This window comes from Gramella jeungdoensis, assembly GCF_023805255.1.
GTDB lineage: Bacteria > Bacteroidota > Bacteroidia > Flavobacteriales > Flavobacteriaceae > Christiangramia > Christiangramia jeungdoensis.
Map to the genome: position 1 here is coordinate 16129 of NZ_JAMSCK010000008.1, position 24295 is coordinate 40423.

The window sequence follows — 24295 nt, forward strand, 5'->3', positions numbered from 1 at the left end:
GTTAAAACATATACTCGCAGATTCTATATCCCTTAATTTTAAGTGAGTATAAACCAAAACTTTTAAAGTGATGAAGAATATTAGCTTATTATTAGTTGTGCTATTCCTTTCTTTTGGGGTATTTGCCCAGGTAGACAAAAATAAGGGAAAAGCAAAAGGTCATGAAAAACAGGCTATGATGGATGATCCCGAACCACATGCCATGATGTACGCCGATAAAATGGCGACTCGCTTAAGCCTGAATGCAGAGCAGAAAGCAAAGATCAAAAAAGCTCAAATGAAGAGACTGGAAGCCCAAAAGGAACTCATGGCAGACCATATGGATGATATGGCTGATGAACCCGAAGATATGGCCGATGAAAAAGCAAATATGCATAAGCAAAGGATGAAAATACAGGACGATTTCAAAGAAGAGATGAAAGAGATCCTGAATGAAAGTCAATATGCCAAATGGAAAGTGATGCATGAAAGAGAAATGAAAATGCATAAGGGGGAGATGAAAATGCAAGGCAAGAAAAAAGGCAAAAAAGATAAGTCTGATGATGACGATACCGAATATTAGACTTTCAAAAAAAGCTTTTACAAAACAGGGCAAACGCCCTGTTTTGTTTTTAAACCAATTGAAACTTGAAGAGTCAAATAAACTCAACGTCAAAACCTTATGATTATGAAAAACCTAATCACTCTAATGCTCCTTCTTTTCAGCGTAGTCGCATTCGCCCAGGAAAGAGGAGAAAGAAGATCAGAAATGTCTGATGAAGAAATGGCAATTCTTGGAGCTAAAAGACTGGCTATGCAACTAGACCTCAACGAGGAACAGGAAGCCAAACTTAAGGAGCTCTATACTAAAAGAATTGGGGAACAAAGAGAACTGATGCAGGAGCGGCGTAAGGAACGTGAGGAAATTCGAAAGGAATTACAGAAGGAACGCGCCAAAATAAGAGAAGAACACCTGGAAATGAGTGAAGAATATAAAGCTGAACTGAAAAAGATCCTTACCGAAGAACAGTACACTAAATGGGAGCAGCTTCAGGAAAAAAGACGGAAAGGAAGAAAAATGCATATGCAAAAAGGAAGAAGAAATCAGGGATAAATCCCTGTTCCCAATTACTAACCTGTAGGGCCTAACGGCCCTTTTTTATTTTATCAGTTTACGAAAAACTTTATAGCAAGTCCCGCAATCAGCCAGGCATAACATACAAACGCAATATATTTAAGCGTTTTTTCTAAAACCTGGCTTTTAGGAGCCATTTCTTTCATAAACATCACATCCTTTCTTTTAAAGAATCCGAGATAAAGCAAATAGCCGGAAATTGCCAGAAATACCATGTTCAACCAGAAAGTATAATTGATCTTAAAGTATTCGGTATCCATGATCTTCACAGAAGAAGGATCTGGAAGAAGGTTTAACAAATTAAAGCCGTAATGCAATGCCAGTGATGCCCCGATTAAGGAAGTAAATAAAAGAAACAGGATAAAGAAACTCATTTTCCATCCATAATATTTGGCATTGATCCTCAAGATCGGGAAGACTACCAGGTCGCTGAAAATAAAGGCCATCACCCCGGCAAAACTAACGCCCTTTCCAAATAATAAAGCTGCCAGAGGAATATTCCCCATAGAACCTATAAAGGTGATAAATGCAGCCACCGGCCCTACAATAATATGTTCCAGGATGGTAAAAAATCCAAGATCTGCATTTCCCTGGCCACTATTGATAAATAAAGTCTGGAAAAAAGAATCGGGCACAAAAGCAGCAACAATACCCGCAATGGTAAACCCTATGGTGACATCCTTCCACACCATCTTCCATTCCATCGCGTATTGCTGAGAAACTTTTGCCCATCCTGTTTCAGATTTCATCTTTTTTTTCCAGGATTTATCAGGATCGGCATCATCATCGTCTTCACTGTCCAGGCGTTCACGCGCTTTTTTGATCAGTTTTTTAGGATTTATAAGTCTGATCAATAGCCAGCTTATGAGAATCAGTATTATTCCACCCACATATTCCCCAACCACAAATTGCCAGCCCAGGAAAATTGAAATAATAATTCCCAGTTCTATAACCAGGTTGGTGGAGGCAAGAAGAAAAGCGATGGATGAAACAAAGCTGGCACCTTTTTTAAACAGACTTTTGGTTGATGCGAGAGCAGCAAAACTACAGGAACTACTAATAAACCCGAAAAAGGTTCCGAGTAAGAGCCCTTTAGATTCTTCCTTTCCCATGGTCTTTTGCATTCGTTTTTCGGTCACAAAAACCTGTATCCCGCTACTTATTACATATCCCAGAGCAAACGCCCACAAGGCCATCCAGAAAAACCCGGCTGTAGTATAAGCCGCTTCTCCCCATTGACTTAAAAAATCCTGCATATTTAAAGTTCATTTTAAACCCTGAGACTAGTTCAAGGTAACATTATCAAATAAAATGTCATTTCGAAGGAGTCCCGATAACTAGCGGGAAGATTGAGAGATCTCTTTAGATTTCTCACTTCGTTCGAAATGACTATTTCAATCCAGTTTAGCGTTTCTTAACCTCAGGGCATTCCCTATTACAGAAACCGAGCTAAAGCTCATCGCCAAGGCTGCGATCATAGGTGAAAGCAAAATTCCAAATACTGGGTAAAGTACCCCTGCAGCTACAGGAACCCCTATAATGTTATAGATGAGTGCAAAGAATAGGTTCTCCTTGATATTTCTCATCACCTTTTCACTAAGCTTTTTCGCTTTCAACACTCCTTTTAGATCTCCCTGAACCAGGGTGATCGCGGCACTTTCTATCGCCACATCGGTTCCTGTTCCCATGGCAATTCCAATATTGGCCTTTGCCAAGGCGGGCGCGTCATTTATACCGTCACCCGCCATGGCTACTTTTCGTCCTTCTTTCTGAAGCCTTTCAACTTCTTTCAATTTATCCTGAGGCACCATTTCAGCTTTAAATTCAGCCAGATTCAGTTGCTTTGCCACGGCTGCCGCGGTCTTTGAGTTGTCACCCGTAAGCATGATCACCTTCACTCCATGTTCCTGCAGCTCCTTTAAAGCCTCTGCGCTGGTCTTTTTAATAGCATCGGTAATGGTGATATATCCAACCACCTTTCCATCTATGGCAAAATAGGATACGGTCTTACCCTGTTCGCGCTCTTCAATCACTTTCCCTTCTACTTCGGGGCTGATCTCGGCCTTTTCCGCCTCCATTAATTTATCATTCCCAAGGGCAAGCCTTTTTTGCTGAAGTATGGCATGAACTCCCTTTCCTGTAACCGCATTAAAATCTGATGCTTCTTCAAATTCAATATTCTCATCTTTTGCATAATTCACGGTGGCAAGGGCAAGCGGATGCTCACTCTGGGCATTAACCGAAGCTATGAGTTTTGCAATTTCCTTTTCCGAATGATCTGAATTTACCGAAACCACCTTTTCCACCGAAGGTTTTCCCTCGGTAATAGTCCCGGTCTTATCGATAATAAGCGTATCAATCTCATTGAATTCTTCCAGAGCCCGCGCATTTTTGATAAGTACACCATTTTGAGCTCCCTTACCTACCCCTACCATTACCGACATTGGAGTGGCCAAGCCAAGTGCACAGGGACACGCAATAATAAGTACTGCGATAGCATTCACGAGCGCATAGACATAAGCCGGCTCAGGACCGTAAATTGCCCAAACGATAAAAGTGATCACCGATACCAGTACCACGATCGGGACAAAATAAGCCGAGATTCTGTCAGCAAGTTTCTGAATAGGCGCCTGGGAACGGCTGGCTTCATTTACCATTTTAATGATCTGGGAAAGCAGGGTTTCATCCCCCACTTTTTCAGCTGTCATGGTGAAACTCTGATTTCCATTAATGGTACCGGAACTTACCTTATCTCCTTCGGCTTTATCAACCGGTATAGGCTCTCCGGTGATCATGGACTCATCGATGCTGCTTTTTCCACTTTTAATAATCCCATCCACCGGGATCTTCTCGCCCGGTTTAACGCGAAGCACATCGCCTTTTTCAATTTTATCTACCGAAATTGTTTCTTCTTTTCCGTCCTTTATCCTAACGGCGGTATTGGGAGCCAGTTTGAGTAATTCCTTGATGGCGGAATTCGTTCGGCTGTGGGCGCGGGCTTCAAGCACCTGGCCAAGCAAAACCAATGTAAGGATAACAGTTGCAGCCTCGAAATATACATGCACCGTTCCCATTTCGGTCTTGAACTGTGGCGGGAAGAAATCGGGAAAGATCAGTCCAAATACACTAAAAACCCATGCTACTCCGGCACCGATCCCTATCAGGGTGAACATATTCAGGTTCCACGTTTTGATAGAACGATAAGCTCGTTCAAAGAACATCCAGGTGGCATAGAATACCACGGGTAATGAAAGCCCGAATTGAACCCAATTCCATATTTTCATCCCGGCTACTTCATAAAGCGGGTTACCCGGGATCATCTCAGACATTGCAATAAGAAAGATGGGGACTGTAAAAGCCACCGAAATCCAGAATTTTCGAAGCAATTTTTTATATCCTTTTTCTTCGGCAGAAGCCTCTGGTTCCATTGGTACCAGGTCCATCCCACAAATGGGGCAGCTTCCGGGTTCATCCTTCACCACTTCCGGATGCATAGGGCAGGTGTATTTTGTAGAGGAAGATTTCAGGCTTACTTCTTCCACAAGGTCCATCCCGCATACGGGACAGTCTCCAGGCTTATCATAAGTTTTATCGCCTTCACAATGCATAGGGCAATACCAGGTTCCCGTACCCTTTCCTTTTTTCTCCGCTGCTTTTTTATTAGGATGGTGGTGCTTATGAGAATGGTCGCCTGGCATCATTATATGATAATTTCCTCCGGCTTCCTGAAGGGCTTTTTCAAATTCTTCAATTTCAATATGCTTTTCCATTGAAATCTCCGCCTCTGCCTTGTCCAGATCTACTGAAGCCTTAGTTACACCCGCAACACCATTTAAAGCATGTTCAACATGCGACCTGCATCCATTACAGGTCATTCCGGTTATTTTATAAGTATGTTTCATTTTATAAATGTGATCACCTGAAGTTATTATTTTTCAAAGAATTATAGAATACGAAGGTAAGACAGGTGAAATCGGGAGATGTTCAATCTTTTGGAAAAAACTTTTAAAAAATAATAGGCTGCCTAAAAAGTCTATACTTCGTCAAGCTGAACTAGTTTTCAGCTTCTAATCAACATTGATTTTTCAATACGCTAAGATCCTGAAATGAATTCAGGATGACCTTTTCCTGACCTTTTAGACAGCTATGATATTTCTTTAAGCCAGATAGGCTTCACATGCGCTTGCACATTCCCTACATGCTTTTGCACAATCCTGACAATGTTGAGCATCATGCTTTCCACACTCTGTAGCACAGTCCTGGCATATCTTTTTACAATATTCAACCAAAGCTTTTACATCGGCATAGTTCGTAGCTAAAACCTGGTTTAAAGTAGAACAAACCTCGGCACAAACTCGATCGGTTCTAATACAGTCTACCATCTTCTTTACATCCTGCTCATCCAGGCAGGCATCAGCACAATAATTACAGTGATTGATACAATTACCAAGTGCATTGATCAGTTTCTCATTCCTCATAAGTTGTTGATTTTTTATGGTTTATAATAAATATAGAAACGACTCAAAGGACCTACTTATAAAATTATGCTAAGTTCTTTCGGTTTTAAATATTTTTAACCTTGAGGATGAAAATTTAGGATATCATATAGAATTCAAACCATCTTCCAGCTCCATCCATCCTGTCTTACCAGGGTTTGAAATAACCTGCGGGTATTAATGAGTTCCTCGTTCACCTCTATATTAGACCTGTCCTCTATAATTAGACCCAGCTCCTTGAGTATACTGGTCTCAGCCAGAGGTGGGGCCTCCTCTATGATTTTAATATGTGTAACCTCAGTGATTACTTCCCGGTAGTTCTGAAAGGCAATTTCAAGAGGTTTTAAATCCATCTCATTTGGGCTTTTCTCTTTATCTATTTCATATTTGAGTAAATACAGTGCCTCGTGTAACCTGGCCAGCTGTAAAATCACCGCATTCTTTTCTTTCCAGTTATGGAAATAATGGATTACCGGATAGGCCCGGTGATTCTGACTGTGATGCACAAGTGATTCAGAAAGGTCATTGATCTTTTCTGTAAATTCTCTAAAATCCTTACCGTTCCAGGAATTAACGAGTATTTCTTCCGGGCTGTTCCCTAAATTACTTAATCTAATTCCTAATTTTCGTTGTTCTATAATTGCCGAAAGAACCGGAATAAAATAAGTCACGGACATGGTCAAAAGAATAAGACCTGTAAATGAATAAATGGCAGAAATTATTCTCCAGCTATTTAAAGCTGGGATGTAATCGCCAACGCCAAGGGTAGAAATAGTAAATCCGGCATAGTAAATCTTTTCTAACAGACCGGTGGCCTCCTTTGTTGTACTGTTTATTACCGAACCTTCATGCGATGCAAGAAGTAGCACAAAGCTTGACCAGAGAAGAAATACCCAGATCAGAACAATAGAGATAAGTAATATGTATCCGGTGTGGGATAATATCTTCTTCTTTCCATCTCTTCCAGACATTTTCAGAAACAGGGTCCAGAATCCATGGGAGAACCTGCTTGTTATCAATCCGCCGCCTTGCATGGATAAAGTTGTTTGAACAATATCCAGGACTGTGAATAAATAGATAAGGACTCCCAGGCTAAGAAGGATTATTTCCATAAAGGTTTATCAAATCAGAGATTACCAATATGAATGAACAAAATTATAAAAGAATCTTTCCTAAAATAGCCTTAAATCTTTGGAAGTCTATACGGCATCCAAGCTGTTCCTGTCATTCAGCTTAAGGCTTTTGTATTCTGAAGGAGTATAACCGGTAGCTTTTTTGAATGAGGTAGATAAGTATGCCGGAGTGGAATACCCGAGAAGATCTGCAATTGCCGCCAGGCTGTATTCGTCATTATCTATTAGTTCTTTAACCCGTTCAGTTCTCACAGCGTTGTAAAACTTCTGAATGCTCTGACCTTCTTTCTCGGTGAATAGATGAGTAATATGACTGTAATCGTAATTCAGCTTTTGAGTCAGTATCTCAGATAGTTTTTTATTGGAAGGATCATTGGAATACACCTCATCAATAATAGTAGATTTGATCTGGTTGATCATTTTTTCATTCCTATCCTGAACTATCTCAAAACCTACTTTCTCAAATTCCTTCTGAAGTTCGTGCTGCTCAATACTGCTGAGGCTCCTATGTAAATTGGCTTTCCCCAACTGTACATCCTTAAAGGGAATATCCAGTTTATTTAAAATGTTTTCTACCGTCATGATACATCTCTGACAGACAACATTCTTTATTTGAATTTGAAATTCTTCCACTTAAGCCTAATATAGCCTTATAAAATTAGTAAAAAAATCAGGCTGAAAAATTCCAGCCTGATTTTAAATATCGATCTTACATGATGGTTTCCTCTACCCTGCCACATTTTAGCATTTTATCACCAAAATATGGGTTTCTGATCTGCTCAGAGTCTGAATACCAGTAATCTCCTCTTCCTCCAAAAGCCATAGGACAAAACTGTTTATATATCTTTCCTGAAGAAATAGCTTCCTTTAATACTGGTTCCATAGCTTTGGTAAGGCTGGAAAATATATCTCTTTGTTCCTCAATATTTGAAACATCTAGAAACCGCTTAGCTCGTAAGGCTATCTCATTAGTTCTGGCCTTTTCACCATAGACATCTACCAATTTACCTGCAGCTTCCTTTACGGCAACATGGTCACTTTCTACTAAAGCCGTCTTTATAGACAGATAATGTTTATAAGCCTGTTCTACCGTATCGTTTTTAAATTCTACCATACTTTTTTCAGTTTCCTTGGTATGGTCCATACCTTCAGCTTCTTGATGCATCTCATGCCCATCGTGAGTCGAGGAATCTTTCTTATCTTTTTTGCTATCGCCACAAGATGTTAAAACCAAACTTCCTGCGATCATACTCAATGTGATTAAACTTCTTAAATTTCTTTTCATCTTTTTAATTATTAATCTGTTATTATTTTTTGACGTATTTAATTATTGTTATTACACTCTTGTTTTTTTCTTTTTAGCTTTCTTCTTTTTTTTCTTTGGCTGCACCACTTTCCTTACTGTTGGTGAAGAAATATACCACAGTAAAAAACCACTAAGAACAGTGATCAAACCGAGTAAAGAGAAACTGCGTAAGGCCAGGTTATTAAAATCATCCCTTCCTTCATAATCCATTGTATGGGTCATCCACAAGAAATCAAACCATCTCCAATCTCTGTGCCTTACCGTTCTGAATCCACCATTGGTCGCCCCTATATAGGCCTTAAGGTTTTCATCGGTCTTATAGGAGATCACATAGGCCGGCAAAAGATTTTCCCTATATTCATGATGCTTTCCGGTTTCAGTGATCCTCTCCACTCCTGATACTTCAAGCTCATCTTTCATGTATCTACCTGCTATGGATAAAGCATCTTCTTCACTAATTTCGTCCAGTTTTTCCCCGGTATGGGCATTCATCAGAATCTCACCATTTATAAAATAATAAGGATTCCCGGAAATCTCCTGGAGATCGATAGAAGTAACTTCTAATTCAGGAGCAAGTTCAGACGGGCTTTTTAAATCATTAAAGGCTGCCTGTTCCGGATGGTGCTTTTTAAAATGGTCTCCATGTATCTCATCCAGATCGGTCCAGCTGAAATAAAGTCCGCTTACCGTCCACATGATAAACTGGATACCTATAAAAATACCCAGATACCTGTGGATCTTCCGGATATTCATCGCTGTTTTTCTCTTTACTATCATTTAAAAAATTTGAATTGGGATTTATTTATTAATTACTCTATTTCTCGTTTTCCAGTCGGTAGATAATCTTCTTCATCTGAGCGATCTCCCTTTTCTGTGCTTCTATAATTTCTTTAGCCAGTTTTTTAGTTTCAGGATCTTTGATATCTGCTCTTTTGCTTGTTAGAATTGCTATAGAATGGTGAGGGATCATGGCCTTCATATAAAGTACGTCGCCAATTATAGGTGCTTGTGCCCTTACCAGTCCGAGGGCACTAATGAATAAGACAAGACTTCCCACGTAAATGGCGATATTCTTTTTCCTGTTCTTATACATATTCAGCATAAAAGAGAGCATGACCACTGCCATAGCCGCAATTCCCAAACAGGTCATGTAAAATCGCGTAAGACTAAAATAAACATGATCAATTTCATAGGTATTTAGGTACATAGTAATGTACATTGCCACAAATGAAAGACCTAACATCAGGAAAAATCTGGTATAATTATTACCAGTCTTGTGCTCTTCTTTGTTCATTGAATTCATAATTTCTCGTTTATGGTTAGTTACTTAAGTTCTTTGGTCACCTCTCCACAAGAAAGCATCGCTTCCCCGTAATACGGATTTCTAACTTCTGAAGAAAGGCTTAGCCAATCAGCCCCCTTATTAGAGTCTGCCATTGGGCAGTGCTGCACATAAACTGCCTGCCCCAGGCTATCAATATTTGCCGTAAGGGCTATCATATTTTCTGAAAGGATCACAAAATGAGCCCTTTGGTTCTCCAGGTTCTCATTTTTAGAAATCGCCTCCAACATCTCCTTCACTTTATTGAAATGAGCTGCAGCCATTCCCTGGAGTTTGGCTTTTGGAAGTTTTTCCAGCATAGATCCCGCACTTTTCATAGCTTTCTCAGGATTTGAATCTACAAGAGCGTCTTTAAGCTTAAAATATTCATCCAGGCTTTTTACGAATTCCTTTTGAAAATCCTCCGAAAGTTCCATTTTCATATTCATAGCCTGCTTTTTTTGGCTTTTGGGATTGTTCATCATAGACCTTTTTCCCTGAAGCTGTGCCGCCGCATCTACGGTAAAAGTTCCATTGGTCACCACTTCATCTCCATCACTCAGGCCTTCCAGCACCTCATAACTGTTATCAAGAGCATCGCCCAGTTTCACTTCCTTCATCTGAAAGACCGGTTCATCAGGACTGGTCTTTACATACACCAGTGAACGCGTACCGGTCCATAACACTGCTGATCTGGGGATCAGAATAGATCCTTCGTGAATGCCTTCAGGTCTTTCGAGTTCCGCCTGTACGAACATGCCCGGTTTAAGCATATCATCGGTATTTTTAAGCTCCACCCTTACTTTTACCGTTCTGGAACTTTCATCCAGCAATGGATCGATAAAGGAAATTTTTCCGCTGAATTCCTTATCGGGGTATGCATTAGCTGTAATCTTCAATTCCTGCCCTACATTCAGATTCGATATCTGGGACTCATAAGCGTCAAAAACCGCCCAAACAGTATTAAGATTTGCAATCTTATATAGAGGTTGTCCCTGCTTCACATAATCTCCTTCCTGAACAAGTTTTTCCGTAACAGTCCCTGTAACGGTTGCATACACGGGCAGATTCTCCCTAACTTCTCCCGTAGATTCTATCTTATCTATCTGGGCATCGCTAAGTTTCCAGTATTTCAACTTATTTCTAACCGCCTTATAAAGTGCCGGCTGGGATTCTTTTAATTTTGCAGCTGTAAGCAGTTCCTGTTGTGCCGCCACAAGATCGGGTGAATAAATAGTAGCCAGTAGCTGCCCCCTGTTTACACTCTCTCCGGTATAAGCAACTGACAGGTTTTCTATTCGGCCGCCTACATGACTGGACTGTACTGCATTGGCTTCCTCATTCTCCTTTATCTTTCCTGAAAGGTTTATCTTTCCCGGGGTAGCATCGGCATTTCCCACCACACTAGTCTGAATATTTGCCAGGGTCATGGCATTTTCGGTCATTTTGAATTCATCGGCAGTCAAGCCTTCTGCTCCGGCCTCAGCGGGAATAAGATCCATCCCGCAAATAGGACAGTCTCCCGGTTCGGGTTGCATGATCTGCGGATGCATGGAACAAGTCCACATTTGAACCTCTTCTGAATGCTCATGAGCTTCAGAAACTTCAGAGCTTCCTTCTGAACTGTTATTAAAGATGAGATATCCCAGTAACAATCCTGCAAGCATTACAACTATATAGGTTATATATTTTTTCATTTTTATAATTATTTATCTGTACCTAAAAAATATTCTATCATAGCCGTTTCCTGATAATAATCAACCACAGCATCAATAAGGTTCATCTGGATCTTTAATTGCAGCTCCTGAATATCCAGTACATCATCAAAGTCCAGTTTACCTGTTTCGTAAGTCTTAATAAGGATATCCTCGGCATTCCTGGCCTGTTCAAGATTATCTAACTGAATATTCCAGGTTATCCTTGCTGATGACCTTTCGTTCAAAGCGGATTCAAGTCTGCTCTGTAATTGGTTTACCCTCTCTTCTTTCCTTTGGGTCACTTCCTGCTGCCTCAATTCATTCTGTTTGGTCACAGAACTGTATTTATTATTGAAAATAGGAATGGAAACCGAAACCATTGGCATCAAAATATCCTTACCATTATCGGGCATATCCATATCGGTACGTTTGGCCACGTTCACATAATCAAGCCCTAAACCCAGTTTAGGCAGTGCGTCCTTTTTATTTAACTCTTCAGCCTGAAGAATGCTTTCTGAAAGTCCGTCAAACTTCAGGATCTCAGGATTCACTTCTATATTCCCCGGCACCAACAAAGTATCGGTTTCTTCTATCCACAGGCTATCCGGTAAATTTACTTTTAAAGAAGCTTCGCGATTCAAAGTTTTATTAAACTCCACTTTTTTGGAATCATATTTCAGACTAAGGCTTTCCTGTTGCTGCCTTAATTCATTCTGTCTCATTTTTAATCTCAATACCTCAATAGCAGAAGCATTTCCTGCTTCAACTGAATTCAGTGCCAGCTGATGATAGAGTTCCAGCAAATCGATATTCTCCTGAAGCACCTCCTGTTTTTCCTGAAGCGCATAGAGCTGATAATAATTCTGGCTCACAGCAAGAGCAATTTTTCTTCTCGCAATATCGGCTTCGATATCTTCCACTTTTACCATGGCTCCTGCAGCTTTTTCCCTGGCATCGATCGTTCCAAACCATGGAAGCATTTGCCTTACAGAAAATCTCACAGTTTGCGGACCTGTCCGGGTTTCTGGCTCGCTCACAAATATCCCGGCACTCAATTCGGTATCGGGTAGTGAGTTCACCTCCTCTACCTTCTCCCTGGCAATATCTACCCGGGAATTATAAGCACGAAGCTCCGGATTATTAGCCTTTGCTTCTAGAATATAACTTTCCAGTTGCTGAGCACTTATTGAGTGAAAAGTGAAAAGTGAAATTGTAAGCATCAGAATTAAGCTGGAAGCTGGAAGCTGGATATACTCAGCATCAATTTTTCGCTTTTCAGAAGATATATTCCATTTTTTATTTTTCATAATTCTTCCAGTTTTGATGAAGTTTCGTGATTTTTCGACCTACTATAGCATTTTGGTCAGTCAGCCGTTGAAAAGTTTCATTATTAATATAACCGCAGTCAAAAGAAAATTTCAACCAAGTTTCGACCTCTCCATTTGATCCTAACGCGTGGATCAAATGTTGTTTAAAGGTGTTCTCATAGTTCCTTTTTGACCATCCCTCTGAAATATTTGCCGGCACCGATCTGCTTGCCCTTACCAATTGAGAGGTAAGTGAATAAATCTCCTCTTTGGGAAAATTTCTCGTTATCTGAAAAACATCCATTGCCAGATCATATGATTCGGTATAAACTTCTAAATTCTGAAAAGAATTAATCATATTTTTCTTTTTTTCCGGTTTCCAGTTTCCAGCTTCCAGCTTTTAGTTTTTCACTTTTCAATTTCAACCTACTTTCCTTTCGCCAGCTAAACAACACCGGCACCACAAATAATGTGATAAGTGCGATCAACATTCCACCAAAACTGGGGATAGCCATGGGTATCATGATATCGCTTCCTCTTCCGGTAGAAGTAAGTACGGGCAATAATGCCAGGATAGTTGTTGCCGTGGTCATCAAACATGGACGAATCCTTTTTTCACCGGCTTCCACGACCGAAGCCCTGATCTGTTCCTTATCCTCCGGATCATTACGATCAAAGGTCTGGGTCAGATAGGTGGCCATTACTACTCCATCATCGGTAGCAATCCCGAATAATGCGATAAAGCCCACCCATACGGCCACACTCAGGTTGATATTTTTCATCTGGAAAAGGTCTCTCAGGTTCTCTCCGAAAAAGTTGAAATTCAGAAACCATTCCTGCCCGTAGGCCCACATCATCATGAAACCACCACCGAAGGCCACAGCTATTCCGGCAAACACCATCAGCGAGGTAGAAACCGATCTGAACTGGAAATACAGAATCAAGAAAATTATCAGTAACGAAAGTGGAACCACAAAAGCAAGCGTTTTTTCAGCTCTTACCTGGTTTTCGTAGGTTCCCGTAAATTTATAACTGATCCCATTCGGCATTTCCAACTCGCCACTATCTATTTTTTGCTGGATAAGTTTCTGTGCATTTTCAACCACTTCCACCTCGGCATAACCATCCTGCTTATCAAAAAGAACATATCCAACCAAGAAAGTATCTTCACTTTTAATCACCTGTGGCCCCTGTTCATAACGTATTTCAACCACTTCTTCCAGGGGTACGGGATTTCCTTTTTCAACAGGGATATAGATATTCTTCAAGTCTTGCGGAGTATTCCGAAGTTCACGAGGATACCTTACCCTGATTCCATAACGTTCCCGCCCTTCAACGGTCTGACTAAGGCTCATGCCCCCCACTGCCACTTCCAGAACTTCCTGTACATCGTCTATACTAATCCCGTACCGGGCCAGCCTGTCTCTTTTTATATCAACCAGTAAATAGGGTTTTCCAACGATCCTATCGGCGAAGACCGCCTCGTCCTTAACCCCTTCGGCCTCCTTCAGAATATCTTCCAGCTTCATCCCGAAAGCTTCTATCTGTTTCAGATCCTGACCTTTGACTTTAATCCCCATTGGCGCACGCATCCCAGTCTGGAGCATTACCAAACGGGTCTCGATCGGTTGAAGTTTAGGCGCCGAAGTCACCCCGGGCAATTTTGTTGCTTTCACGATCTCATTCCAGATATCATCGGGCGATTTTATATCAGGTCGCCAGTTTCTGAAATATTCTCCATCCTCATCGGGGATCAGATCCTGTCTTTTAAGTAATAAAGGATTTTTAACCAGGGAGTCGGCATAATTTGCTTCATTATCAACCTCCAGGTTGGGGTTAGCAGCAAGTTTCCCATTCTTCAACACAAAGAAATTGTCTTCATTCACCCTGTACCGCTGCTGTTTCCCCCTCTCATTCTGCATATATTCAGATTTATACTGAATTACATTCTCATACATGGATAATGGAGCAGGATCGAGAGCCGATTCGGTACGACCGGCCTTCCCTACTACAGTTTCTATTTCGGGAATATTGGCCACTGCCATATCCAGCTGCTGCACAACCCTTTTATTTTCCTCTACTCCTGAATGTGGCAGAGAGGTAGGCATCAGCAGGAATGAACCTTCATTTAGGGAAGGCATAAATTCCTTCCCGGTATTCCGCATAATTACAGCACCAGCAATCACAATGGCTAAGGGAATGGAAAGGAAAAGCAATTTATTCTCAAGTGCCCACCTAAGGATCTGGACATAGTATTTTTTAAACAGCCAGAAAAACGCCAGCAACCCAAAACTAATAAAGCCTACAAATAACAGATTCCAGAAAATGTTCTTATCAAGCCCAAGTGGTCTCCAGTACTGCGCTAAAAGGAAAATAATCACTAATGCCGAAATCACCACGTTGAGCTTGTTGGCCATATTCCTATCTATACGACCCCTATTTTCAAGAATTCCACCAATACCAAAAGCCATAAGGGCCAGACCCAGCAGAATACTATAAAAAAGACCTGCAAGACCAAGTAAGATGAGGAACCCATATAACACTGGCACTAGCTTATCTTTTACCCTGTCCCTTTGAAAAATAAATGCTGCAAAGGGCGGAATGAGAAATAAAGCAACCAGTACGGCCGATGCCAACGCCATTGTCTTTGTAAATGCCAGCGGCCTGAATAACTTCCCTTCGGCTCCAACCATAGTGAATACCGGAAGGAAACTTATAATAGTGGTAAGGACCGCGGTGAGGATCGCTCCCGAAACTTCAGAAGTCGCATTGTAAACAATCTGATTAGTAGTTTGGTCTTTGGTTCTTTCTTTATGATGCCTGATGATATTTTCGGTGAGAATAACTCCAAGGTCCACCATGGTACCAATCGCGATCGCAATTCCTGAAAGCGCCACGATATTTGCCGGAACTCCAAAGAATTTCATCGATATAAATACCATTAATACCGCCACAGGCAGGAGGCCGGAGATTAAAAGGGAAGCCCTAAGATTGAAAACCATAACCACAATTACGAGAATGGTGATAAGGATCTCCAGAATAAGCGCCTCATTCAGAGTCCCCAGAGTTTCCTCAATGAGTTCGGTCCTGTCGTAGAAGGGAACTATGGTGACCTGAGAGGTTCTGCCATCCTTTAATTCTTTGCTTGGCAAACCACTGCTTATCTCATTGATCTTATCCTTGACGTTATTGATAACTTCCATGGGATTGGCTCCATAACGAGCCACCACCACTCCTCCAACGACCTCAGCTCCTTCCTTATCCAAAATCCCTCGACGTTCTGCGGGCCCAAGTGATACGTTTGCAACATCCTTTACTTTAAGTGATGTATAATCTTTAGAAGCGACAACGGCATTTTCAATATCCTCCACCGATTTTACATAGCCAAGGCCTCGAACCAGATATTCGGCCCTGTTGATCTCCAAAGTCTGAGCACCTATCTCCCGGTTAGTCTCTTTTACGGCTTTTACGATCTCACTGAGTGAAATTCCGTATTGCCGCATTAGCTCCGGTTTCACATCGATCTGATATTCCTGAACATATCCACCGATGGAAGCTACTTCAGAAACGCCACTAGCTCCGGAAAGGGCATATTTCACATAATAATCCTGAATGCTTCTAAGTTCCTGAAGATCCCATCCACCAGTCACATTTCCATCTTTATCACGACCCTCCAGGGTATACCAGAAGATCTGCCCGAGTCCGGTAGCATCCGGTCCGAGAGATGGATTAACTCCTTCGGGTAATAATCCGGCAGGGAGTGAATTCAGCTTTTCAAGGATTCTGCTTCGACTCCAGTAAAATTCAACATCTTCCTCAAAGATCACATAGATACTGGAAAAACCGAACATAGAAGAACTCCTGATCGTTTTCACTCCGGGCACACCAAGAAGTGAAGTCGTAAGAGGATAGGTGATCTGATCTTCAATATCCTGAGGAGACCTACCTGGCCACTTCGTGAAAACAATCTGCTGATTCTCTCCAAGATCTGGAATAGCGTCCACTGCAACAGGATCGTTAGGAGCAAATCCAATGTCCCAGTTAAAAGGAGCAGTGGTAACTCCCCAGCCAATGATAACGGCAAGTAATAAGACCGCAACCAGTTTATTTTCTATTAAAAATTTGATGCTTTTATTCAGCATATAAATGATAATTAAACATTAATTAGAATAAAAAAAGTCAATAACACGACTTTCCTAAAAGCTCTTCAGTTTTAGGATAAATCCAATAACGTTCAATATCAAATGAGGAATACCTGGTCTACAAGCTGAATATCCCTCACCAGTAACGGAGGAGAATAATCTTTAAATGGAATAATCTGTTTGGGTAAACTTTCAAACAGATCAAAATAGGCATAAGTGAATGTAGTTATAAAAACCTGCTGATGAAGATCGAAAGAATCAAATGAGATCTTTAGCTCATCCTGCCCTTCCACCGAAACTTTTTCATTGGTACAGCAATGATTTTCGGCCGAAGTACTCATCTGCATTCCGCAGGTCTTTGCTTTGGAGAATACCGCCTTATCTACTAAATGCTCCCCGCAAAAATGTTTATCTACCGTAAAAGACATGGTAGACAGCATTACCAGGAAAGCCATCATTAGAGAAACAATATGTCTCAAAGCGTTTTTCATCGCCTACAAAAATACATTTTTTTTCAATATCAGCATTTTAGGTTCTACAAATCCCTAATCTTCCGCCAAATCTATACCGAAAATCTGAATCCATATTTCAACTTTTGGGAAAAATATTTCAAAATACAATCCTGATTTACACTTTCAAAGGCCAGGAAAATTTGATACTTGAAATTAAACTTAATATATGTAACTTTATGTATATCAAAAACTTAAAAGCACACATTAAAAATGGAAAACGATAAGATAATTGCTGTAGTAGGGGCTACCGGTGCCCAGGGAGGCGGACTTGTAAGAGCCATCCTGAACCATCCGGAAGGAGGATTTAAAGCAAGAGCTATAACCCGGAATCCTTCTTCAGACAAAGCTAAAGAATTAAAAGCCCAGGGGGCTGAAGTAGTTGAAGCAGATATTGACGACAAAGAAAGCATTATAAAGGCATTTAAGGGAGCCTACGGGGCTTATTGCATGACAAACTTCTGGGAGCATTTTTCTCCCGAAAAAGAACTACAACAAGCCAGGAATATGGCTGAGGCAGGAAAGGAAGCCGGCCTTAAACATGTAATTTGGTCTACCCTGGAAGACACCCGAAAATGGATTTCACTTGACGATGATCGCATGCCCACCCTGATGGAGAAATACAAGGTACCACATTTTGATGCTAAAGGAGAGGCTGATGAATATTTTTCTAATAGCGGCATTCCATACACTTTATTATTCACGTCATTCTACTGGGATAATTTTATACACTTTGGAATGGGACCGCAAAAAGGGGAAGATGGTGAATTGGCTATCACTCTCCCCATGGACAATAAACAACTTGCCGGCATAGCTGCTGAAGATATCGGAAAATGTGCCTTTGGAATCTTTAAAGCAGGAGACACCTATAAGAACAAAATTGTGGGGATAGCGGGAGAACATCTTACCGGCAAGGAAATGGCAGAAACCTTCACGGAAGTCTATGGCAAAAAAGTGAATTATAATGCCATAAAACCAGAAGTTTACCGAAGCTTTGATTTCCAGGGGGCAGATGACCTCGGAAATATGTTCCAGTTTTATGCAGAAGAAGAAGAGTATTTCTGTACGATCAGGGATGTAAATGCCACCCGGAAACTGAACCCTGAGTTACTAAATTTCAGGCAATGGCTGGAACAGAACAAGGATAAGATGGATGTTTGAGATATTTTTAAAATTTTCAAGTTTTCCCGTAACTCATAAGCCGGTAATAATAAAAGGCAGGAAGCAGAATCAGCAGGAAAAGTGGATGAATGAGAAATCGGCGCACATAGAATAAGGCCAGATAATGCTCACGCTCGATATTCAGCACCAGGAAGATGAATACAGAAGTTGCCATAATATACAGCGCGGCATACAGCAGTATTGAAAACTTGAGGATTCCCAGGTCTCTGAAGCATATATAGATTATAGCCAAAGAGATAATTGAATTCAAGGAATATCTAAGGCTAAGATTGATCATAAGCTTTGCCATATCCATGGGTGGAATGATCCCTAGCAGGTAATCTGACTTAAAGAACACTATGAGCGGATCATAAAAGAGATCCTGCTCAAAAAATCTTATTGCCGCCAGCAGTAGGGTTAAAATCCCTATTTCTACTATACGATATCTTCTTTTTATCCTTTTTTCCACACCGAATAGATTCTAACCCAGATTAACCATAGTATAAATACTGTACCGTAAATGGCAAGCGGAAAAAACACGGAGTGCATAAAACCTGAATACTGGGGATATTCATAAATACTAACGGCGAGGATTACGATTCGCAAAATATTCGCCACATAGATGATCACCGATCCTGCAAAAATATACATGAAAGTACTTAAAGGCCGCCCAAAGAAAGCCAGCACGAAAGAAATAAAAAGAATTATGATGCTCGCCGAATTACAGCCTTCTACAATTCCGGCAAGAAAAATGTCTTCTACCATTAATTTCATGGATAAACCTGTGTGGTGCATCACCACTTCTGTTTCATATCCCAGACTTTCCATCAGTGTTCCGCTTTGCCTCGCTACAAGTTGTGTGAGAGGATCAGGCACCGGATTCTCTGTATCATACAGGATAAGATAGCCGTTATACAAGCTTGAAAAAAGGAAATAGCTGCCCAGAAAAATGAAAATAAATCGTAGAACAAGGCGGTATTTACGAAATAAACTGAGCAAATTACAGTACGGTTTTTAACAAATTTATAGAAATCAAAGGCTCACTTTACACTTTAAATTGAATACTTTTGCACTAAAGATTGTTAATATGCCATTTCAGAAACTCAAGCCCCAGATAGAAGAGATACTTCAAAACAAAAAAGAGTCGGTTGATAATCGGCTTTCGGAAGTTTGTGAATTATTGCAAACCAATATCCCTTATTATGATTGGGTAGGCTTTTATTTCAAAAATGGCGATAAGGAAGAGTTGAAATTAAAGTCTTTCGCAGGTGAACCTACCGATCATGAAATTATTCCTTTTGGAAAGGGAATTTGTGGTCAGGTTGCGGTCTCTAACAAGAATTTTGTGGTGCCCGATGTAAAGGCACAGAACAATTACATTGCCTGCAGTATTCATGTAAAAGCTGAGATCGTTATCCCGCTTTTCGTAAATGGAGAGAATATAGGCCAGATAGATATAGACAGTCATACCGAGGACCCGTTCTCTCATGAAGATGAGATTTTTCTTGAATGGGTGAATAAAAAAGTAGCTGAGATATTATAAATCCTTATTTTATAAAATCAAAACCCTCTTAAAAAGAGGGTTTTATTTTTTGATATATAGTGTAAAAATCCTGATCACAACAGAATTACAAGAATTAGAAATAAAAGGGTAAAGAACCCCAGCAGTTGTACAATAGAACTCACATAATCTTTTTCAATTTCATTACCCATCTCTTCTCTCTTTCTTTGGAATCAAATATAGCAAAGCTAAACCCTGACTATTAACCATTTAACTAACTTTAAATCTTTTTAAAATAAATTAAGGAAACATATGTAGGACGGAATCAGAATTTTAACGCGAACTTTAATTTTATCGATTTTTTTGGTCCAAAAAACTATCTGAAAATCATGCGATTTTCACTTTAAAAGAATTATCTACCAGTCTCGGGTCCTGTGCCGTTTCCTGTCTTACAATACTGCTTATCCTTATCGAAACATAATCGAAACTACTGGCAACCGTCCCCCTGCAAAAATAGATTCCCTTCCCTCTTATAGGATATTTTTCTGAAGTATCCGGAAACTGAACAGTATCAAAAATATCGCCTTCCTTATCGTAAAACGTCCCGAAACGCATGATCTTGTTATTCACGGTTCCCGCGGTTCGTGTAGTAATAAGATTTCCATAGATTTCGATCTCCCTTCCCACATATTTCCCCAAGTCTTTTGCTTTTACACATTCCTTCATAGGATATTTTAATAATTCAAACTGACTGCAAAGCGGAAACCCCAGAAGTTCAAACTGATCATAGGCCTCTACCAGCCGGGAAATCTCAAACTGGGGCAACTCAAAATCCCGGTACTTGGGTTTGAACAATAAGGGCTGGTTTATTCGGGATGTATTCTTGCTGAGTTTGAAATGAGCTTTCCAGAGCAGGTGATATTTATCGAATCCTGTAAATCTGAATGCATTTATCTTCAGCAGAATGCTGAGCTGTTCTATAGAGATCGAAACCCTGTCAAGAAAATCCTCAAAACTGCCAAACTCTCCAAAGAACTGCCGGTTTTCCAGGATCTGCTGGATCACTTTGTCTTCCAGGTCCTTGATATAGCCGAAGCCCAGGTATACATCCCTACCATAAATAACATTTGGGTGATCGCTTTTGTTAATACAGGGCGCATGTATTTTCCCGCCCCATCTCCTTATCTCCTGAATATAGGTCTGGATATTATAAAAACCACCGCCATTGTTCAATGCCGCCACCATGAATTCCAGCGGAAAATAACGCTTAAGGTAAAGGCTTTGATAACTCTCCACCGCATAAGAAGCTGAGTGCCCTTTAGGAAAAGCATAACCTGCAAAAGAAGATATCTGTTCCCATATCTCTGCCGTAAGCTCTGGAGAGTATCCTTTTTCCTGGCAATTATTGTAATAAGTCTGCTCTACCCTTTCAAGATCAGCCTTTGCTACCTTCTTACCACTCATACCCCGCCTTAGAACATCGGCATCTTCAAAATTTAGTCCGGCAAATATATGAGCTACCTTCATCACGTCTTCCTGGTAAACCATAACACCATATGTTTCTTTCATAATTTCAGCCATTACTGGATGTGCCTGTTTTCGTCTTTCAGGGTCTCGGTGACGTTTAATGAACTCTTCCTTCATCCCTGCGCTGGATACGCCCGGCCTAATCACCGAACTAGCCGCCACCAGGTTCATATAATTATCTGTTCTCAGCTTTGTAAGCAATCCTCGCATCGCAGGTGACTCTACATAGAAAACCCCCATGCAATCTCCTTTTTTCAACAATTCATTGATATTAGGATCCTGGGTAAAAGCCTTATAATTTTCAATGTCTTTCAATTCCGCTTCCGGCTGATTCTTTTTAATAAGCTCAATGGCATCGGTGATCTTGGAGAGTCCGCGCTGGGCAAGAATATCGAATTTATGAATTCCCACATCCTCGCTGATGTTCATATCTATCTGAACCGTTTCAAAACCCTTGGGTGGCAAAAATGTTCCGCAATAATTATAAACAGAATCATTTAAAATGAGTATTCCTCCCGAATGTACACTGAGGTAATTTGGAAAACCTTCGATGAGTTTGCTATACCTCAACACCAGTTTCTCCAGGTGATCCAGTTCCCGGTAATTAAAATAGCCGTCTGAAAGCTTATCAATATTCTCCTTTGGAAGACCGAAAACCTTTCCCAGTTCCCGGGCAACCGCTTTGCGTTTGAAGGTGACATAAGTACCCATCAGCGCCGTGTTCTGATATCTTTCAAAGATATACCGCGTGATATCTTCCCGGTCCCGCCATGAGAAGTCGATATCAAAATCTGGTGGAGAAGCTCGATTCTCATTGATAAAACGTTCGAAGTACAGATCAAGCTCAATGGGATCTACATTCGTGATCCCGATGATATAGGCCACTATGGAATTCGCCCCGCTTCCCCTGCCCACGAAAGGATAATTCATGGAACGGGCATAACTAACAATATCATAATTGATAAGAAAATAAGAGACGAATTTCAGTTTAATAATGGAAGCTAGTTCCTTCTCCAGCCTGTCTTTCACCTCCTGATCGGCTTCAGGATAGCGCCTGGATAGATTCTTATCACAGAGTTCCCGTAACCGCCTGATATCTTCTGCTCCACTATTGCCATAAATCTTTAAATTCCGGTTCTGTTCCCTTCCAAATTCAAACTCTACACGACACTGTGAGAGAATCTCTTTGGTATTTTCCAGGATATGGGAAAAATCTTCAAGTTCTTTCAGAATAGTTTCTGTCGGGATAAACCGATGAGAAAATGATCCCTGCTCGGTTTTAGGAAGCCTGCTTAAAAGTTCATTATTATCTATTGCTCTCAGTAAACGGTGTGCGTTATAATCCCTTTTGGTTTCAAAGCTCACTGTTTGAAGCAGCACCAGTTTATCTTTCAGGTTTTTATAGTTTGAAAACTTCAGCTTTCTAAGGTTTTCTATGGAAACACCTATAAATTCATTTTCCTTAAAATCGATTCTATTCTGAGTAGCTACCTTTTCAAAAGGATAAATAATAATACAGTCTGGCAAAGCAGGCGCATCGGGCTCGAACTTCTTCTGAACATGAATATGCTTTGAAAGATGTTCGTTCAGCTGCCTAAAACCATCCTCGTTCTTTGCAATCCCAACATATTTCTGGTCTGCGCCACTCCTGAAATCTATCCCCACTAGAGGTTTAAATTTGCTTTCTTTCTCTTGAGTCATTTTGAGAAAGCTAAGGCAAGCCGAGGTATTATTGATATCTGTCACCGCCAGGCACTCTACCTTATTTTTTTCGGCTAATTCACATAGTCGCTCCAGGGAAAAAGTCCCGTACCGAAGTGAATACCAGGTATGACAGTTCAAATAGATCATTGTTTACGGTGTGCCAGCACGATTGGAGGTTGTCCATTAAAAGGGTTACCCATTCTACCGATGGTCTTTACTTCCATTCCCACGGCCCTTTTCACGCTATGCTCCCCAAAGCGCTGCCTGATCTTATCCAGAGAATTGTAAAGACTGAGGATCTCTTCGGAATCTTCAAAAAGATTTATCTGATAGTGACCAGCCACAAGTCCGCTGAAACGAACCCCGATAAGCCTTATGAGTAAACGCCTCGTATAGAGTTTTTCAAACAGTTCCTCCACCTTCGGAATAAGGATATGATCGGCACTGGTATAGGAGATCTTAGCCTGTTTGCTCTGCGTCTGAAAATCGGAATACCTAATCTTCACTGTAATTACCGAGGCCAGTTTATTTCCTTTCCGAAGCTGGTAGGCGAGACTTTCGGCCATTGCGACCAGTGTGGCATGCAACCTCACCATGTCTATGGTGTCACGGTTAAAGGTACGCTCGGTAGAAATGGATTTTCGCTCATGAAATGGAACGATGGGAGGATCATCAATGCCATGAGCACGTTTCCAGATGATACGACCATTTTTACCAAGAACACTTTCCAGCATCTCCACCGGCATTTCCTGGATGGTCCTTATCTTTCTCACGCCAAGATTCAGCAACGCCTGAAAGGTCTTGCTCCCTATCATCGGGATCTTATTGACTTCCAGCGGAGCCAAAAACCCCCTCTCCTCTCCTGCTTCGATATATTTTTCAGCATTGGGCTTGGCTTCCCCGGTAGCGATCTTGGAGACTATCTTATTTCGGGAAAGCCCGAAGGAAATGGGAAGTCCGCTTTCCCTGATGATGGTCTCTCGCAGTTCATGAGCAAATTTCTTCACTCCAAAAAAACGGTCCATTCCCGTAAGATCTGCATAGAATTCATCTACACTGGCTTTTTCAAATGTGGGCACCTGACTTTTGATAATATCGGTGACCACTTCAGAATGATGCATATAGACGGACGCATCACCCCGAATATAGGTGGCATGAGGACATAGCCTTCTTGCCATTTTCATGGCCATCCCCGAATGCACTCCAAATTTCCGGGTCTCATAACTACAGGCAGCGACCACTCCCCTATCGCCAAGACCGCCAACAATGAGTGGCCGTCCCTTCAACCGGGAGTCCTTCAGACGTTCTACAGAAACAAAAAATGTATCTAAATCCAGATGTAATATTGACTTAGTTTTACTCTTCATTTTGGATTAT

Annotated in this window: 21 protein-coding genes; 4 read left to right on the forward strand and 17 right to left on the reverse strand. The window is 41.0% G+C overall.

The features are described from left to right. Positions 1-70 precede the first annotated feature (70 nt). Together NE848_RS16545 and NE848_RS16550 are read left to right on the forward strand one after the other, a co-directional pair. Positions 71-562: a hypothetical protein gene (locus NE848_RS16545; protein ID WP_252115716.1), complete on the forward strand. Its 492-nt coding sequence runs from the start codon at positions 71-73 to the stop codon at positions 560-562. 105 nt (positions 563-667) lie between these two features. Then, a complete protein-coding gene (locus NE848_RS16550) occupies positions 668-1093 on the forward strand; it encodes a hypothetical protein (RefSeq protein WP_252115717.1) in 426 nt (141 codons plus the stop codon). A 53-nt stretch (positions 1094-1146) separates the two neighbouring features. Here the strand turns inward: NE848_RS16550 and NE848_RS16555 are convergent, their stop codons facing one another. From NE848_RS16555 to NE848_RS16615, 13 genes are all read right to left on the reverse strand, one after another. Further along, positions 1147-2370: a permease gene (locus tag NE848_RS16555; protein WP_252115718.1), complete on the reverse strand. Its 1224-nt coding sequence runs from the start codon at positions 2368-2370 to the stop codon at positions 1147-1149. A 138-nt stretch (positions 2371-2508) separates the two neighbouring features. Further along, positions 2509-5016 carry a heavy metal translocating P-type ATPase gene (locus NE848_RS16560; RefSeq protein ID WP_252115719.1) on the reverse strand — a complete coding sequence of 836 codons (2508 nt, stop codon included), beginning with the start codon at positions 5014-5016 and terminating at the stop codon, positions 2509-2511. 255 nt (positions 5017-5271) lie between these two features. Further along, positions 5272-5592 (reverse strand): four-helix bundle copper-binding protein, encoded by a 321-nt coding sequence (locus NE848_RS16565; protein ID WP_252115720.1) that lies wholly within the window; start codon positions 5590-5592, stop codon positions 5272-5274. A 134-nt stretch (positions 5593-5726) separates the two neighbouring features. Then, entirely contained in the window at positions 5727-6722 is a 996-nt protein-coding gene (locus NE848_RS16570) for a potassium channel family protein (protein ID WP_252115721.1), read from the reverse strand. An 87-nt stretch (positions 6723-6809) separates the two neighbouring features. After that, positions 6810-7325, reverse strand: coding sequence for a helix-turn-helix domain-containing protein (locus NE848_RS16575; protein ID WP_252115722.1), 516 nt, complete (start codon positions 7323-7325; stop codon positions 6810-6812). 127 nt (positions 7326-7452) lie between these two features. Continuing rightward, positions 7453-8028, reverse strand: coding sequence for a DUF3347 domain-containing protein (locus tag NE848_RS16580; RefSeq protein WP_252115723.1), 576 nt, complete (start codon positions 8026-8028; stop codon positions 7453-7455). A 51-nt stretch (positions 8029-8079) separates the two neighbouring features. Beyond that, positions 8080-8823 (reverse strand): PepSY domain-containing protein, encoded by a 744-nt coding sequence (locus tag NE848_RS16585; protein WP_252115768.1) that lies wholly within the window; start codon positions 8821-8823, stop codon positions 8080-8082. Between the two features lie 40 nt (positions 8824-8863). Continuing rightward, complete coding sequence (locus NE848_RS16590; protein WP_252115724.1) at positions 8864-9352, reverse strand: DUF305 domain-containing protein; 489 nt, start codon at positions 9350-9352, stop codon at positions 8864-8866. Positions 9353-9372: 20 nt separating this feature from the next. Continuing rightward, positions 9373-11067: an efflux RND transporter periplasmic adaptor subunit gene (locus NE848_RS16595; RefSeq protein ID WP_252115725.1), complete on the reverse strand. Its 1695-nt coding sequence runs from the start codon at positions 11065-11067 to the stop codon at positions 9373-9375. Between the two features lie 8 nt (positions 11068-11075). Beyond that, positions 11076-12374, reverse strand: coding sequence for a TolC family protein (locus tag NE848_RS16600; protein WP_423748010.1), 1299 nt, complete (start codon positions 12372-12374; stop codon positions 11076-11078). Continuing rightward, a complete protein-coding gene (locus NE848_RS16605) occupies positions 12364-12732 on the reverse strand; it encodes a four helix bundle protein (RefSeq protein ID WP_252115726.1) in 369 nt (122 codons plus the stop codon). The genes NE848_RS16600 and NE848_RS16605 overlap by 11 nt, the downstream gene beginning before the upstream one ends. Then, positions 12725-16516 (reverse strand): efflux RND transporter permease subunit, encoded by a 3792-nt coding sequence (locus NE848_RS16610; protein WP_252115727.1) that lies wholly within the window; start codon positions 16514-16516, stop codon positions 12725-12727. The genes NE848_RS16605 and NE848_RS16610 overlap by 8 nt, the downstream gene beginning before the upstream one ends. Before the next feature lie 98 nt (positions 16517-16614). Continuing rightward, positions 16615-17007 (reverse strand): HYC_CC_PP family protein, encoded by a 393-nt coding sequence (locus NE848_RS16615; RefSeq protein WP_252115728.1) that lies wholly within the window; start codon positions 17005-17007, stop codon positions 16615-16617. 231 nt (positions 17008-17238) lie between these two features. On the opposite strand from NE848_RS16615, the gene NE848_RS16620 reads away from it, so the two are divergent. Next, on the forward strand, positions 17239-18186 hold the full coding sequence (locus tag NE848_RS16620) for an NmrA/HSCARG family protein (protein ID WP_252115729.1): 948 nt from the start codon (positions 17239-17241) through the stop codon (positions 18184-18186). Between the two features lie 16 nt (positions 18187-18202). Here the strand turns inward: NE848_RS16620 and NE848_RS16625 are convergent, their stop codons facing one another. Then, a complete protein-coding gene (locus NE848_RS16625) occupies positions 18203-18643 on the reverse strand; it encodes an exosortase F system-associated membrane protein (protein WP_423748011.1) in 441 nt (146 codons plus the stop codon). Next, positions 18640-19185 (reverse strand): exosortase family protein XrtF, encoded by a 546-nt coding sequence (xrtF, locus tag NE848_RS16630; protein ID WP_252115731.1) that lies wholly within the window; start codon positions 19183-19185, stop codon positions 18640-18642. Before xrtF ends, NE848_RS16625 begins: the two co-directional genes overlap by 4 nt. Before the next feature lie 88 nt (positions 19186-19273). On the opposite strand from xrtF, the gene NE848_RS16635 reads away from it, so the two are divergent. Further along, positions 19274-19729, forward strand: a complete 456-nt coding sequence (locus tag NE848_RS16635; RefSeq protein WP_252115732.1) for a GAF domain-containing protein — start codon at positions 19274-19276, stop codon at positions 19727-19729. Between the two features lie 345 nt (positions 19730-20074). Here NE848_RS16635 and NE848_RS16640 read toward each other — a convergent pair whose 3' ends face one another. Together NE848_RS16640 and dinB are read right to left on the reverse strand one after the other, a co-directional pair. Next, a complete protein-coding gene (locus tag NE848_RS16640) occupies positions 20075-23065 on the reverse strand; it encodes a DNA polymerase III subunit alpha (RefSeq protein ID WP_252115733.1) in 2991 nt (996 codons plus the stop codon). Continuing rightward, on the reverse strand, positions 23062-24285 hold the full coding sequence (gene dinB, locus NE848_RS16645) for a DNA polymerase IV (protein WP_252115735.1): 1224 nt from the start codon (positions 24283-24285) through the stop codon (positions 23062-23064). Before dinB ends, NE848_RS16640 begins: the two co-directional genes overlap by 4 nt. Between the last annotated feature and the right edge of the window lie 10 nt (positions 24286-24295).